Origin of the sequence: Saccharopolyspora sp. CA-218241 (assembly GCF_050954615.1) — a bacterium.
In the GTDB taxonomy this organism is placed as follows: domain Bacteria; phylum Actinomycetota; class Actinomycetes; order Mycobacteriales; family Pseudonocardiaceae; genus Saccharopolyspora; species Saccharopolyspora cebuensis.
Window position 1 is genome coordinate 3,236,309 of sequence record NZ_CP191860.1, and the last position, 14,250, is coordinate 3,250,558.

Annotated in this window: 13 protein-coding genes and 1 tRNA gene; 7 read left to right on the plus strand and 7 right to left on the minus strand. The window is 73.3% G+C overall.

The features are described from left to right. Nucleotides 1–61 precede the first annotated feature (61 nt). The 3 genes from ACQP0T_RS15395 to selD all read left to right on the plus strand — a co-directional run bounded on the left by ACQP0T_RS15395 (nucleotide 62) and on the right by selD (nucleotide 2,426). Complete coding sequence (locus ACQP0T_RS15395) at nucleotides 62–1,201, plus strand: M20/M25/M40 family metallo-hydrolase (protein ID WP_433868692.1); 1,140 nt, start codon at nucleotides 62–64, stop codon at nucleotides 1,199–1,201. Nucleotides 1,202–1,279: 78 nt separating this feature from the next. Next, nucleotides 1,280–1,374 (plus strand) — tRNA-Sec (locus ACQP0T_RS15400). A gap of 56 nt (nucleotides 1,375–1,430) precedes the next feature. Continuing rightward, the gene (gene selD / locus ACQP0T_RS15405; protein ID WP_433868693.1) at nucleotides 1,431–2,426 is read left to right on the plus strand and encodes a selenide, water dikinase SelD; all 996 of its coding nucleotides are present in this window, start codon (nucleotides 1,431–1,433) and stop codon (nucleotides 2,424–2,426) included. A 12-nt stretch (nucleotides 2,427–2,438) separates the two neighbouring features. Here selD and ACQP0T_RS15410 read toward each other — a convergent pair whose 3' ends face one another. The 3 genes from ACQP0T_RS15410 to ACQP0T_RS15420 all read right to left on the minus strand — a co-directional run bounded on the left by ACQP0T_RS15410 (nucleotide 2,439) and on the right by ACQP0T_RS15420 (nucleotide 4,563). Continuing rightward, the gene (locus ACQP0T_RS15410) at nucleotides 2,439–3,122 is read right to left on the minus strand and encodes a GntR family transcriptional regulator (protein WP_345365790.1); all 684 of its coding nucleotides are present in this window, start codon (nucleotides 3,120–3,122) and stop codon (nucleotides 2,439–2,441) included. 64 nt (nucleotides 3,123–3,186) lie between these two features. Continuing rightward, nucleotides 3,187–4,098, minus strand: coding sequence for an NAD(P)-dependent oxidoreductase (locus ACQP0T_RS15415; RefSeq protein ID WP_433868694.1), 912 nt, complete (start codon nucleotides 4,096–4,098; stop codon nucleotides 3,187–3,189). A gap of 54 nt (nucleotides 4,099–4,152) precedes the next feature. Continuing rightward, nucleotides 4,153–4,563: a carboxymuconolactone decarboxylase family protein gene (locus tag ACQP0T_RS15420; RefSeq protein ID WP_433868695.1), complete on the minus strand. Its 411-nt coding sequence runs from the start codon at nucleotides 4,561–4,563 to the stop codon at nucleotides 4,153–4,155. Between the two features lie 268 nt (nucleotides 4,564–4,831). Here ACQP0T_RS15420 and ACQP0T_RS15425 point away from each other — a divergent pair, with 268 nt between their 5' ends. Further along, nucleotides 4,832–6,334 carry an SLC13 family permease gene (locus tag ACQP0T_RS15425; RefSeq protein WP_433868696.1) on the plus strand — a complete coding sequence of 501 codons (1,503 nt, stop codon included), beginning with the start codon at nucleotides 4,832–4,834 and terminating at the stop codon, nucleotides 6,332–6,334. Nucleotides 6,335–6,501: 167 nt separating this feature from the next. On the opposite strand, the gene ACQP0T_RS15430 is transcribed toward ACQP0T_RS15425, so the two are convergent. Further along, the gene (locus ACQP0T_RS15430) at nucleotides 6,502–6,846 is read right to left on the minus strand and encodes a hypothetical protein (RefSeq protein ID WP_433868697.1); all 345 of its coding nucleotides are present in this window, start codon (nucleotides 6,844–6,846) and stop codon (nucleotides 6,502–6,504) included. Nucleotides 6,847–6,966: 120 nt separating this feature from the next. On the opposite strand from ACQP0T_RS15430, the gene ACQP0T_RS15435 reads away from it, so the two are divergent. Further along, the gene (locus ACQP0T_RS15435; RefSeq protein WP_433873734.1) at nucleotides 6,967–7,938 is read left to right on the plus strand and encodes a TIGR03557 family F420-dependent LLM class oxidoreductase; all 972 of its coding nucleotides are present in this window, start codon (nucleotides 6,967–6,969) and stop codon (nucleotides 7,936–7,938) included. Between the two features lie 714 nt (nucleotides 7,939–8,652). Here the strand turns inward: ACQP0T_RS15435 and ACQP0T_RS15440 are convergent. The 3 genes from ACQP0T_RS15440 to ACQP0T_RS15450 form a co-directional block, all read right to left on the minus strand. Beyond that, nucleotides 8,653–9,579, minus strand: coding sequence for an NADP-dependent oxidoreductase (locus ACQP0T_RS15440; protein ID WP_433868698.1), 927 nt, complete (start codon nucleotides 9,577–9,579; stop codon nucleotides 8,653–8,655). A 70-nt stretch (nucleotides 9,580–9,649) separates the two neighbouring features. Beyond that, entirely contained in the window at nucleotides 9,650–10,123 is a 474-nt protein-coding gene (locus tag ACQP0T_RS15445; protein ID WP_433868699.1) for a DUF1772 domain-containing protein, read from the minus strand. A 69-nt stretch (nucleotides 10,124–10,192) separates the two neighbouring features. After that, nucleotides 10,193–11,365: a CaiB/BaiF CoA transferase family protein gene (locus tag ACQP0T_RS15450; RefSeq protein WP_433868700.1), complete on the minus strand. Its 1,173-nt coding sequence runs from the start codon at nucleotides 11,363–11,365 to the stop codon at nucleotides 10,193–10,195. A gap of 172 nt (nucleotides 11,366–11,537) precedes the next feature. On the opposite strand from ACQP0T_RS15450, the gene ACQP0T_RS15455 reads away from it, so the two are divergent. Both ACQP0T_RS15455 and ACQP0T_RS15460 read left to right on the plus strand, forming a co-directional pair. Beyond that, on the plus strand, nucleotides 11,538–12,461 hold the full coding sequence (locus ACQP0T_RS15455) for a U32 family peptidase (protein ID WP_433873736.1): 924 nt from the start codon (nucleotides 11,538–11,540) through the stop codon (nucleotides 12,459–12,461). Between the two features lie 177 nt (nucleotides 12,462–12,638). After that, complete coding sequence (locus ACQP0T_RS15460; RefSeq protein WP_433868701.1) at nucleotides 12,639–14,243, plus strand: flavin-containing monooxygenase; 1,605 nt, start codon at nucleotides 12,639–12,641, stop codon at nucleotides 14,241–14,243. Nucleotides 14,244–14,250: the final 7 nt, after the last annotated feature.

Genomic DNA, 14,250 nt, shown 5'->3' on the forward strand with positions numbered 1-14,250 from the left:
CATCCGACCTGAAAGTCAACCAGCTTGCCGCGCAGATCAGGTAAGGATACGTTCCTTATCCGTGGACACCCTCGATGCTCAGCGCGACGTGGACGCGGCCCGGATGCGCGACCGGCTGAAGTGCTACGTCGACCTGGAGACGCCCAGCGGTCACGCCGACGCCCTCGATGCGCTGCTCGACCTGATCCAGGACCGCTACGCCGGCCTCGGCGCGGCGGTCGAGCGGCACGCCCGCGACACCGGCGCGCACCTCGTCGCCCGCTTCCCCGGCTCCGACGGCGGGCACGACCGGGAACCGGTGCTGTGCCTCGGCCACCACGACACCGTGTGGCCGACCGGCACCCTCACCGGGGCGGTGCCCTGGGTCGAGCAGGACGGCTTCATCCGCGGACCCGGCGTCTACGACATGAAGGGCGGCCTGGTCGTGCTGGAAACCGCGCTCGAACTGCTCGCCGAGCGCGGTCTGCCGCACCGGCCGATCACCGCGATCGTGGTGGCCGACGAGGAGGTCGGGTCCGCGTCGGCCCGCGACCTGGTGGCCGAGCACTGCGCGGGGGCCGTCGCCGCCCTCGGGTTCGAACCGCCGCACCCCGACGGTGCGGTGAAGACCGCGCGCTGGGGCAGCACCCGGGTGCGCATCGACGTCACCGGCCGGGAAGCGCACGCCGCGCTGGCCCCGGAGGACGGCACCTCGGCGATCGAGGAGCTGGTCGACCAGGTCCTGGCGGTCCGGCGGCTGGCCGAGCGGCACCCGGACGTGCTGTGCAACGTGGGCACCATCGGCGGCGGGGGCCGGACCAACGTGGTCGCCGGCCGGGCCTGGTGCGAGATCGGCCTGCGGTTCACCGACACCGGCACCGAGCGGGCGGTGCTCGCCGCGCTCGACGGGCTCACCGCGCAGCGGAGCGGGGCCGAGGTGACCACCGAGGTACTCACCAGCAGGCCGGTGTGGCCGGAACCGGGCGCCGAGCGCGCGCTGACCGGGGTGCTGGCGGAAGCGGGCGAGCACGCCGGGCAGCGGGCCACCGGCCGCCCGGCGTCCGGGGCCGCCGACACCAACCTCACCGGCTCGCTCGGCGTGCCCAGCCTGGACGGGCTCGGCCCGGTCGGGCGCGGGGCGCACGCGCCCGACGAGCGGATCGTGGCCGCGAGCCTGCCCGAGCGGGCCGTGCTCACCGCCGCGCTGCTGTCCCGGCTCTGAGCACCGGCGGCCCGAGCGGCCACTGTGGACCCGCCCCGGGACGAGCGGGACGCCGCGGGGTTCGCTAGGGTGTTCGGCGGAGACGTCAGGGTGCCTGGTGGCCCCACGGCCTTCAAAGCCGATGGCGCCGAGCACCTCGGCGCGGCGGGTTCGATTCCCGTCCGTCTCCGCCAACCTCCCCCGCCGCCGGGCGCGGACCGCCGCCCCGGTTCTCTGCTTCAATGCGGGTATGACCGTTCGACTGACCCAGTACGCGCACGGCGGCGGCTGCGCCTGCAAGATCCCGCCGGGTGAGCTCGAAACCGTCGTCGCGGGGCTCTCGCCGCAGGTCGTCGACCCGCGCGCCGACCTCGTCGTCGGCCTGGAGACCGGCGACGACGCCGCCGTGGTCCGCGTCGACGGCGGCTCCGGCATCGTGGTCACCACCGACTTCTTCACCCCCGTGGTCGACGATCCCTACGACTGGGGGCGCATCGCGGCGACCAACGCGCTGTCCGATGTGTACGCGATGGGCGGCACCCCGCTGGTCGCGGTGAACCTGCTGTGCTGGCCCCGCGAGGTGCTGCCGTTCGACCTGGCCGCCGAGGTGCTGCGCGGCGGCTGCGAGGTGGCCGGGGCGGCCGGGTGCCACGTCGGCGGTGGGCACAGCGTCGACGACAGCGAGCCGAAGTACGGCATGGCGGTCACCGGGCTGGTCGATCCGGAGCGGATGCTGCGCAACGACACCGCGCGCCCCGGCACGCCACTGTCGCTGACCAAGCCGCTGGGCGTCGGGGTGCTCAACACCCGGCACAAGGCCACCGGCGAGCGCTTCGAGCAGGCGATTACGACGATGACCACGCTCAACCGCGAGGCGTCGGCCGCGGCGGTGGCCGCCGGTGCGGCGGCGGCCACGGACGTCACCGGGTTCGGGCTGCTCGGCCACCTCCACAAGATGATGCGCGCCTCCGGGACCGCCGCCCGGATCGACCACGCGGCGGTGCCCTACCTCGACGGCGCCCGCGAGGCGGTGCGCGACGGGTTCGTCAGCGGCGGCACCCGGCGCAACCTGGACTGGGTGGACGCCCACCTGGACCGGGGCGCGGTGCCGGAGGAGGAGGTGCTGCTGCTGGCCGACGCCCAGACCTCCGGCGGCCTGCTGGTGGCGGGCGAGGTCCCCGGCGCGCCGGTGATCGGCGAGGTGATCAGCGCCCGCCCCGGCACGCCCTCGATCGCGCTGGGCTGAGCGCCGGGACGGTCACGGCGCGGGGTCGGTGGCGCGGGCGTCCAGTTCCGCCAGCGCCACCACGGCGGCGTTGCGCACGTGCCGCTCGCACGCCTCCCGCGCCGCGTCGACGTCGCGCCGCACCGCCGCCGCATCGGTGATCTGGGCGAGTTCCCGGACGCTGCGCCGGGCCCGGCCCTCGGCCTGCACCGTCATCCCGCGCAGGAGCTGGACCCGGGCGTGGATGCCGCGCAGCGTCGAGCGGACGATCTCGTTGTCGGCGCCGTCGATCAGCGCGCCGTAGAACTCGTCCTTGATCGCGAGCCTCCGGGTCAGGTCGGCGCCGGTGAAGTCGCGCCGCACCACCCGCATCGCCGCGCGCAACCGGTTGCGCTGCCCGGTGTCCGCGCGTTCGGCGAACAGCGCCCCGGCCAGGCCCTCCAGCGCGCCCCGCACCTCGTAGAGCGCCTTGGCGTCGGCCCGGGTCAGCTCGGCGACCACCGGGCCCCGGTGCGGCACCAGGGCGACCAGGCCCTCGGATTCCAGCTGCCGCAGCACCTCGCGGATCACGGTGCGCGAGACCTCGAAGCGCTCGCACAGCCGCGATTCCACCAGGCGCTGCCCCGGAGCGAACTCGGCGGCCAGGATGTCGGCCCGGAGCAGCTCCAGGACCTGTTCGCGCAGCGGCGCGGCCACCCGCCTCACCTGCCCCGGCATCCCGCCTCCCGATCACGTCCGCCGAGCGCAGATCGTAGTGCAGGCCCGCGGCCACCGGGGCGGCTCATCCCGGTTCCGGGGTCAGCCGGACCCCGGAGCGCCGTTCGAGGTGGCGGACCACCTCGGACTGGTCGGGTTCGGTCCCGCCCAACGAGTCCAGGGCCTCGCGGCAGACCCGCACGCAGGTCTCGGCCAGCGGGCTGTCGATGCCCTGGGCGCGGGCCAGGTCGAGCGCGGTGCCGATGTCCTTGACCGTCAGCGCCAGCGAGAAGCCGACGTCGAAGCCGCCGCCGAGCACCTGCGGACCGATCTTGACCTCGGTCGACTGGTTGCGCCCGGTGGAGCGGTTGATCACGTCGAGCATCACCGCCGGGTCGAGCCCGAAGTCCTTGCCGACGGTGAGCACCTCCAACGCCCCCACCAGGCCGATGGCCGACAGCAGGTTGTTGAGCGCCTTGAGCGCGTGCGCCGAGCCCACCGGACCGGTCCGGGTCGGCGGGCCGCCCATCGCCAGCAGCAGCGGCTCGATCCGCGCGCAGTCCTCGTCGGCACCGCCGAGCATGATGGTCAGCTCGGCGGTGGCCGCCTTGCGCGGGCCGCCGGAGACCGGCGCGTCGACCAAGCCGACGCCGCGCTCCCGGAGCGCGGCGGCCAGGGCCGCGGTGGACCGCGGCGCCGACGAACCCATGTCGACCACCAGCGCGCCCGGCGCCAGCCGGGCCGCCAGGCTCCCGGGGTCGGCCGGATCGCCGAGCACCGCGCGGACCACCCCGGCGTCGGGCAGCATCAGGATCACGACGTCGGAATCGGCGGCGCGGGCCGCCTCCGCCAGCGGCCGGGCACCGGTTGCCGCGGCCACCTCGGCGAGGGCGGCCGGATCGGCGTCGTGGACGGACACCTCGGCGACGCCGGCGCGGACCAGGTTGGCCACCATCGGCCGTCCCATCGTGCCGAGGCCGATGAACGTGGTTTCCACGGCTGCACCTTCCGTTCTGCTGGCTCGTTCCGCTGGCCCGTTCTGCTGGCCGGGTCAGCTCGCGCCGCCACCGCCTTCGTGGACCTGCACGCTCGGCTCGATCCCCTCCGCCCCGACGACCTCGCGCCACGCGTCGAACCCGGTCTGGAACGCCACGATCCCCGCTTCGGGCAGCGCGATCTCGATGGCCTCCAGGATCTCGCGGGGCGACACGCCCTGGTCCAGCGCGACCCGGATGTGGCTCTGGATGTGGCCCTTCGACGCGCGCATCACGGTGAGGCTGACGATGAAGATCAGTTCCTTGGTGCGGCGGTCCAACGTGCGCTGGTCCAGGTAGGCCGCGGCGACCATGCCGTTGGCGGCGCGCAGCACGTCGAAATCGTGCTTGGCCATCACCTTGTGGTAATCGAGCACGTAACCGCGAGCGCGGGCCATGTCGTCGATGTACTGCTGGGCTTCGTCCATCGGGGTCTCCGCCTTCCGTCGAGCGCGGCGCCGCGGGACCGCTCGTCGCCGCTGCGAACGCGACGGAACGTATGACAGTAATACGACCCAGTCAATCCCGGTCCACGCCAAGGGGTTTCGAGAACGATCGAGTATTGACGTCCTCGGGGACCGGTAATACCGTCCGATCACTCCGGCACTGCCGCGCCGCGCAGCGCGCCGCCGAACTCCACCGCCCGCACCGGCGGAAGTCCCCGGAACTCCCATCAGCGTCGATCGAGGAGCCCGCATGACCACCGCACCGCAGTCGGCCTCCGTCGACGTGGACGACCAAGAGCCACCACCGTCCCGGGCGAAGCGGATCGGCCTCGTCGCCGGACCGGTCGCGGCCGCGGCCGTCCACCTGCTGCTGGCCATCGGGCAGCCGGGCCTGTCCGCCGACGGGCGCCTGGTGGCCTCCGTGGCCGCGCTGATGGCGGTGTGGTGGATGACCGAGGCGCTGCCCTTCGCGGCCACCGCCCTGCTCCCGTTGCTGCTGTTCCCGCTGCTGGGCGTGACCGAGTTCGACACCGCGGCCACGCCCTACGCCAACGACACGATCTTCCTGTTCATGGGCGGGTTCATGCTCGCCGCCGGGATGCAGCGGTGGAACCTGCACACCCGCATCGCACTGGCCATCGTGGCGGTGATGGGCACCAGCACCACCCGGATCATCGCCGGGTTCATGATCGCCACGACGTTCATCACGATGTGGGTGAGCAACAGCGCGAGCACCATGATGATGGTCCCGATCGGACTGTCGCTGGTGCACCTGAGCGCGCGCGGCGGCGAACCCGACCGCAACTTCGCGACCTGCGTGGTGCTGGGCATCGCCTACGCGGCCACGATCGGCGGCATGGCCAGCACCATCGGCGCGGCGCCGAACGCGATGCTGGCCGCCTATCTCGGCGAGGCGCACGGCATCGAGGTCACCTTCCTCGACTGGTTCCTGACCATGCTGCCGGTGGTGCTGGTGTTCCTGGTGGTGGCCTGGTTCCTGCTGACCCGGGTGATCTTCCGGATCCGGACGCCGGAACTGCCCGGCGGCGCCGAGCTGATCGCCGAGCAGCGCGCGACGCTGGGCCGGATGTCGCGCGGTGAGGCGCGGTTGCTCGCGGTGTTCGCCGCCGGGGCGCTGTCCTGGGTGGTGTTCCCGCTGCTGGCGCGGACACCGCTGGTCGAGGTGGTGCCGTGGCTGTCCCGCATGTCCGACGCCACCGTGGCGATCGCGGTGATCGTGGCGTTGTTCCTGGTACCCAGCGGGCAGCGGCCCGGCCAGCGGCTGATGACCTGGTCGGACACCCGCGAGGTGCCGTGGGGCGTGCTGCTGCTGTTCGGCGGCGGGCTGTCGCTGTCCGCCCAATTCAGCGCCACCGACCTGGGTGACTGGGTGGCGGAGTTCTTCGGCTCGCTCTCGGCGCTGCCGCTGGTGGCGGTCGTGGCGGCGATGGCCGTGGTGGTCGTGCTGGTCGGCGAGCTGATGAGCAACACCGCCGCCACCGCGCTGTTCCTGCCGATCGCCGGCGGGGTCGCGATCGCCCTGGGCGCGGACCCGGTGATCCTGCCGGTGGCGATCACGATGGCCGCCAGCGTGGGTTTCGTGCTGCCGGTGGCCACTCCGCCGAACGCGATCGCCTTCGCCAGCGGGCACGTCACCACCGGGCAGATGGCCAAGGCGGGCGGCGCGCTCGACCTGGTGGGGCTGCTGCTGGTGGTGGCCGCCGCGCACACCGTCGTGCCGCTGATGCTGTGAGGCGCACCGATGACCCCGCCTCGCGGGGTCCACAGCGGACGACGGGCGGAGCGGGCCCGCCCGTCCTATGGTCGTACCGGTGCCGAGGCACCCGGGTCCAGTCCCCGGGACCGGTGGGACCGGTCATGGGGGCCGGGGGCTGGAACCCGTTCATCAGCGGGCGCCCGTCAGCGGGCGCGGTTGCCCTTCGGCTTGCCGGGGCCCTGGACGCCGTGGCGCGGCGGGTGGATCGGCTCCGGTGATCCGCCGGGGTCGACCGGGGAGCCGCCGGAGGACCGGCCGAGTTCCACCGGGTCCTCATCGTCCTGCGCCCCGGGGGCGGGTTCGGCACCGGCCTCCAGCTCCGCCATCCGCCGGTTGAGCAGCTCCACCACCTGCGGGCGGTCGTTGTGGCCGCGCTCGTAGTCGAGGACCTGCGCCAGCTCGTCGCGGGTCAGCGAGCGGATGCGGTGCTGCAACGAGCCCATCGGCAGGTGGTCGTAGTCGGGCAGCGGCAGGTTCTCTGCGGACACGTCCGCCTCCTCGGTCGAGCTCATCCGGGCATCACCTCGTGTTCCCCGCTCGCGCTCGGGCGAAACCGCCGCCCGCTCAGGCGGCGACGGCACGAGGAACGTGCCAGCCTGGTACGCATGGTGCGATTCGGGTACACGCTGATGACCGAGCAGTCCGGACCGAAGGAACTGGTGGCTCAGGCGACGGCGGCCGAAGCGGCCGGCTTCGACTTCGAGGTGATGAGCGACCACTACTTCCCGTGGCTGGACGAGCAGGGGCACGCGCCGTACGCCTGGAGCGTGCTGGGCGCCGTCGCCCAGGTCACCGAGCGCGTCGAACTGATGACCTACGTGACCGCGCCGATCATGCGCTACCACCCGGCGGTCGTGGCGCAGAAGGCCGCGACCATCGGGCTGCTCTCCGACGACCGGTTCCTGCTCGGGTTGGGCGCGGGCGAGAACCTCAACGAGCACGTCATCGGGGAGGGCTGGCCGCCGGTGAACGTGCGGCACGAGATGTTCTCCGAGGCGCTGGAGATCATCTCGGCGCTGTTCGACGGCGGCTACGTCAACTACGTCGGCGACCACTACCGGGTCGATTCCGCGAAGCTCTGGGACCTGCCGGAGCGTCGGGTCCCGATCGGCGTGGCCGTGTCCGGCCAGCAGTCGGTCCGCCGGTTCGCCGGGTCGGCCGACGCGATGATCGCCACCGAGCCGAACGCCGAGCTGGGCTCCGGCTGGGACGCCGCGCGCGGCGACGCGGGGCGCAAGATCGGCCAGCTCCCGATCTCCTGGGGCCGCGACCGCGATCGGGCGGCGCAGCGGGTGTGGGAGCTGATGCGCTGGTTCGCCGCCGGCTGGAAGGCCAACGCCGAGCTGCCGGGCACCGCGGCCTTCGCCGCGGCGAACCAGTACGTGCGGGTGGAGGACGTCAAGGCGGCCATCCCCTGCGGTCCGGACGTGGAGCCGATCGTGGCCGCCTTCCAGTCCTACTGGGAGGCCGGGTTCACCGACATCTGCCTGGTGCAGGCGGGGGTCGACGACGACCGGGAAGGCTTCTTCGCCTTCGCCGAGGAGGAGCTGCTGCCCGCACTGCGCGCCGCCGCGGGTTGAGATCCGCCGCGACGGGGAACCCACTCCGGCGGGAACCGCTGCCGAACGCCGAAGGAGGACTGTCGTGCTGGGCTCACCGCTGCGGAGCTATCGGACCAAGCGGCTCGGACCGCTGCGCTGGCGGCGCGGGCCGGGCGGCGCGCGTTCGTGGTCGGTGCGCGTCGGGCCCTGGTCCTGGCGGATGCGGCACCGGACGAAGCGGGCGAGCGCCCGTCTCACCAGGCGCTGACGCACGTGGGGCGGCCGGATCGCTCCGGCCGCCCCAGCGCTGCGGGAGAACCGCTAACGGTCCGGGCTCCCCACGTACACGCGCCGCCTGGTGACGAACGCGCGCAACGTGTCCGGAGCCCCCGGCCCGCACCGCAGCAAGCGGTCCTGCGGGCCGCGTTGCACCGGTACGTCCACTTCGGCGGGCACTTCGACCTGCTCGGTGCTCGCCCGGCGGGTCGTCGCCCACCGGCGATTGGCGTTTCCGCCGCGCATCGCCATACCCCCTCGTACTGCTCCAGTTCACCGGTGCTCCCGGCTCACCTGGCGGAATTCCCGAGGGTAATCAGGCGGAAACCCGGCGCTATCGAGATCATTTCGTGACCTGAGTCACAGATCATCGCGAGGCGACCGAGCCGTCCCACCACCGCCGGATACCCGTCCCGGGCAAGCCGATTCCCGCTTCGCAAGGCCTGCCGCACACCCGGGCGTGCCGCATGCGCCTGCTCAGGCGGCGACCCGGATGGTCACCTTGCCCCGGACGTGCCCGCCCTGGTTGAGCTCCAGCGCCTCGGCCGCGCGGTCGAGCGGGAAGGTCTCCGCGATGGGCACCACCACCGACTCCTCGGCGACCAGCCCGGCCAGCACCGACAGGTCCGCGCCGCTGGGCCGCACCCACGCGTAGCGCCCGCCGCGCTCGGCGACCGAGGGGTCGGCCACCGATCCGTGCCTGCCGCCTTCGCGCAGCACCGCGAGCGTGTCGTCGACGACGCCGCCGACGAAGTCGGCGACCAGGTCCACCCCGTCGGGCGCCAGCTCGCGAACCCGCTCGGGCAGCCCTTCGCCGTAGCTGACCGGCTCCACCCCGAAGCCGCGCAGGAACTCGTGGTTGGCCGGCGACGCGGTGCCGATCACCCGCGCGCCCTCGGCCCGCGCGAGCTGGGCGGCGAGCACGCCCACCCCGCCGGAGGCCGCGTGCACCAGCACGGTGTCGGCCCCGCTGAGCCCCAGCCGGGTGAGGAGCTGGTAGGCGGTGAGCCCGGCCAGCGGCAGTCCCGCGGCCTGGTTCCAGTCCACCGAGGCGGGCTTGCCCGCGACGGCGCGGACCGGCACCGACAGGTACTCGGCGAAGGAGCCGTCGTGCAGGAAGTCCTTGCGGGCGTAGGCGAGGACCTCGTCCCCGGGTCGGAACTCGGGGGTGTCCAGGCCGACCTCCTCGACCACCCCGGCCACGTCCCAGCCCGGGGTCACCGGGAAGAACGTCGGCATCATCTCGTCGAGGTACCCGGCCATCAGCTTCCAGTCGACCGGGTTCACCGCCGCCGTGCTGACCCGGACGAGCACCTCGCCCGGTGCCACCTTCGGCTTGGGCCGATCCCGCAGCTCCAGCACGTCACCCGGTGCGCCGTAGCGCTCGTACGTCATCGCCTTCATGTCGGCAGCAACTCCCGGCGGCGCCCGCCGTATTCCGCCCGGTGCCGAGCGGGTCCGCGGGCCGGGACCGTCAGGCGAACTGGAGCATGCAGGCCCAGCAAGCGCACCCGATCGCCGCGGTGCCCGCGACTGCCCGCACCGCGTTCCACCGCACCCACGGCCGCTCGAACCGGGCGCGCGCCGCGGTGGCCGGTTCGCCCGCGGCGTCCAGCCCGTCGTTCAGCGGGACGTTGACCCGGAAGGTCACCACGAGCACCACCAGCGAGCCCAGCAGGCCGAGCACCAGCGGCAGCGCCGTGGCGTCGCCGGAGACCAGCGCGAGCAGCAGCGCCACGGCGGTGAGCACCGGCGCCCCGGCGAACGCCGCGCCGAACCAGGCGTTGAGGATCGCGGCGTTGATCCGCCGCATCACCCGCACGAAGGTCCGGTCGTCGACGCCGCGGAGCCCGGGCATCACCGCGCAGGCGAAGCCGAAGAACAGGCCCGCCACGAGGCCGTGGGCGAGGGTCGCCAGCACCAGCACCGCGCTCTGCACCGCCGTCATCGGGTTCCTCCTCGGGCACCGGCCGTCGCTGCCGGAGAACCTAGTGCACCGAGGAGGTGTTCCGAACGGTCAGCGCCGGTCCAGCTCCGCCAGCCAGGCCTTCACCGACTCCGTGTGCTCCCCCACCGACGGGACCGGGTCCATCCGCGGCTCCCGGTCGGCGGCCAGGCCCGGCGGCCGCAGCGCGCGGACGGCACCGCGCGGCGTGCCCACCTCCCGCCACCGGTCCCGGGCGGCGAGCTGCGGGTGGTCGACGACGTCCGGGACCGACCGCAGCCGGGCGTTGGCCACCCGGGCCCGCTCCAGCCGCTCGACCACCTCGTCCGCCGACAGCGCGGCGAACGCCTCCTCGACCACGGCGGTCAGCTCGTCGCGGGCGGCGACCCGGCTGCTGTTGTCGGCGAAGCGCGCGTCGGCGACCAGCTCGGGCCGACCGAGCACGAGCCCGCAGAAGGATTCCCACTCCCGGTGGTTCTGCACGCCGAGGAAGACCCGCTCGCCGTCGCCGGTGCGGAACGGGCCGTAGGGCGCGATCGCCGCGTGGCTGGCGCCGGTGCGCCGCGGCGGTTCACCGCCGTAGGCGGCGAAGTGCAGCGGGTAGCCCATCCACTCGCACAGCGCCTCCAGCATGGAGATCTCCAGCACCTGACCGGTCCCGGTGCGGGTCCGCTCGAACAGCGCGGCGAGGATCGTCGAGTAGGCGTACATGCCCGCGGCGATGTCGGCGACGGGGAGACCGGCCTTGCTCGGCACCTCCGGGGTCCCGGTGATCGACACGACGCCCGCCTCGCACTGCACCAGCAGGTCGTAGGCCTTCTTGTCGCGGTAGGGGCCGTCGACTCCGTACCCGGAGATGCCCGCCACGATCAGGCCGGGGTGCTGCTCGCGGAGCTCGTCGGGGACCAGCCCGAGCCGTTCCAGCGCCCCGGGCGCGAGGTTCTGCACCAGCACGTCGGCCTCGGCGAGCAACCGCCGCAGCACCGCCAGGTCAGCGTCGTCCTTGAGGTCGAGGGCGACGCTCTCCTTGTTGCGGTTGAGCCAGATGAAGTGGCTGGACTGGCCGTGCACGGTGGTGTCGTAGGCCCGGGCGAAGTCCCCCGCGCCCGGCCGCTCCACCTTGATCACCCGCGCGCCGAGGTCGGCCAGGTGCCGGGTGGCCAGCGGGGCGGCCACCGCCTGTTCGAGCGAGACGACGGTGATGCCCACCAGCGGCAGCGGTCGGTGCGGTGCTGTGTGCTCCATGCTCGGCGCACTCCTCTCCGCGCCCCGGGACCTCCGGGCCGCCGCGCCACCGTCGCAATCCGCGGCGCCACCGGGAAGGGCTTCGTGAGACAGGCGCCGAGCACCTTGACCGGTGATTTCCGATGATCGTAGTATTGTCCGAACGTTGTTCGGCATCTCGAACGGAGCCATCGTGCACCAGACCCGCGAATTCCTGCGCTCGCAAGGACTCCCCGCCGACGACAGCCCGGTGACCAGCGCGAAGCGCTTCCCCGACGGCGCCCAGTACCGGGTCGAGATCCCCAGCACCGAGGGCCCCGAGGTGCTGGAGGCGGTGCTCGACGAGATCGCCGCCCGGCAGGTCGTGGTGCACCGGATCTCCCAGGGCAGCGGCGGCATGCTGCTCACCGACGACGAGCTGGCCCGGATGGCCGCCACCGGCGCGGCGCACGACGTCGAGCTGAGCCTGTTCGCCCGCCCGGTAGCGGGCTGGGACACCGGGGCGATGGCCACCGCCCCCGCGGGCGGCTCGGTCGCCGCCCAGGCGCGCGGCACCGAACAGGTCGTGCACGTGCTGGAGGACATCCGCCGCACCGCCGAGGCCGGCATCCGCAGCGTGCTCATCACCGATCTCGGCGTCCTGGCGACCGCCGCGCGGATGCGCACCGCGGGCGACCTGCCGCCCGATCTGCAGTTCAAGATCAGCGTGCAGATGGGGCTGGCGAACCCCGCCTCGGTGCGCATCGCCGAGGACCTCGGGGCCGACACCTACAACGTGCCCACCGACCTCAGCATCGGGCAGCTCGCCGCCATCCGGCAGGCCACCGACCTGCCGCTCGACGTCTACGTCGAAGCCCCCGACGACATGGGCGGTTTCGTGCGGCACTTCGAGATCGCCGAGATCGTGCGGGTCGCCGCCCCGGTCCACGTCAAGTTCGGGCTGCGCAACGCCCCGAACATCTACCCGGCGGGCACCCACCTCACGCCCACCGCGATCGCGCTGGGCCGGGAGCGGGTGCGCCGGGCCCGGATCGGCCTGGACCTGCTCGCCCGCCACGCCCCGGCGGCCACCACCTCCGCACTCGGCGCCAAGGGGCTCGCGGTGCCCGCCGCCTGATCCGGCTCGCGGCCTTCCGCTGGACGGACGCCACCGGGACCCCGCGGCGGCGCGGGCGCTGCTCCGACCGGTGGTCTCCCTTGTCGTACGGGGAAAAGCGCGGCACGCTCAATTGAGCGAACGATCAGTTCGCTCCGCGGTCACGCACCTCGCCGACGACGATGAGGAGTCAGCCGGATGACCGACGACAGCCACGACGCGATCATCATCGGAGCCGGGTTCGCCGGCATGTACATGCTCCACACCCTGCGGGAGCGCGGTTTCCGGGCGCACGTGTACGAGAAGGGCGACGACGTCGGCGGGACCTGGTACTGGAACCGGTACCCGGGCGCCCGCTGCGACGTGGAGAGCCTGTACTACTGCTACTCCTTCTCCGAGGAGCTCCAGCAGGAGTGGCGGTGGACCGAGCGCTACCCCTCCCAGCCGGAGATCCTGCGCTACGCCCGGCACGTCGCCGACCGGTTCGACCTGCGGCGCGACATCAGCTTCGGCACCACCGCGCGGTCGGCGGCCTACGACGAGGACGCCGACGAGTGGGTGATCACGACCGAGGACGGCGCGCGGACCCGGGCCCGCTTCCTGATCACCGCCGTGGGGTGCCTGTCGGCGACGCAGCTGCCCGACCTGCCGGGCCGCGACTCCTTCGCGGGCGAGGCCTACCACACCGGCCGCTGGCCGCACGAGCCCGTCGACTTCCGCGGCAAGCGGGTCGGCGTGATCGGCACCGGTTCCTCGGCGATCCAAGCCATCCCGGTGATCGCCGAGCAGGCCGCGTCGGTCACCGTCTTCCAGCGCACCGCGCAGTTCAGCATCCCGGCGCACAACCACCCGCTCTCCGACGAGGAGCAGCGGCGGGTGAAGGCCGACTACGGCAGGCTCCGCGCGGAGGCCCGGACGTCGCACTCGGGCATCCTGTCCGAGCAGCGCGCGGAGGACCCGCTGGAGCTGCCCGCCGAGCAGGTGCGCGCCGAGCTCGAACGGCGCTGGGCCATCGGCGGGACCACGTTCACCGCCACCTACGAGGCCACGCTGCGCGATCCCGACGCCAACGCCCTGTCCGCGGAGTTCGTCCGGGACAAGATCCGGGCCACCGTCGACGACCCGGAGACCGCCGAGCTGCTGTGCCCCTACGACCACCCGATCGGCACCAAGCGGATCTGCGTGGACACCGACTACTACGCCACCTACAACCGCGAGCACGTCGAGCTGGTCAGCATCCGGGAGCGGCCGATCTCGGAGATCACCCCGCGCGGGGTGCGGGTCGGCGACCGCGAGCACGAGTTCGACGTGCTGGTGTTCGCCACCGGCTACGACGCGCTGACCGGACCGCTGACCCGGATCGACATCCGGGGCGTGGACGGCCTGCGGTTGCGGGACAAGTGGCGGGACGGGCCGCGCAGCTACCTCGGCGTGGCCAACGCCGGGTTCCCGAACATGTTCACCATCACCGGGCCGGGCAGCCCGTCGGTGCTGAGCAACATGATCGTGTCCATCGAGCAGCACGTGGAGTGGATCGCCGAGCACCTGGAGCACCTGCGCGCGACGGGAACCCGGCGCTGCGAGGCCGACCCGGCCGCCGAGCGGGAGTGGGCCGAGCACGTCAACGAGGTCGCCGACGAGACGCTGTTCCCGCGGGCGGCCTCCTGGTACATGGGGGCCAACGTGCCCGGCAAACCGCGCGTGTTCATGCCCTACATCGGCGGCGTCGGGGTGTACCGGGAGCTGTGCGACGAGGTCGCGCGGCAGGGCTACCGGGGCTTCCACCTGACTGCGGCCGGGTAGCCCGACC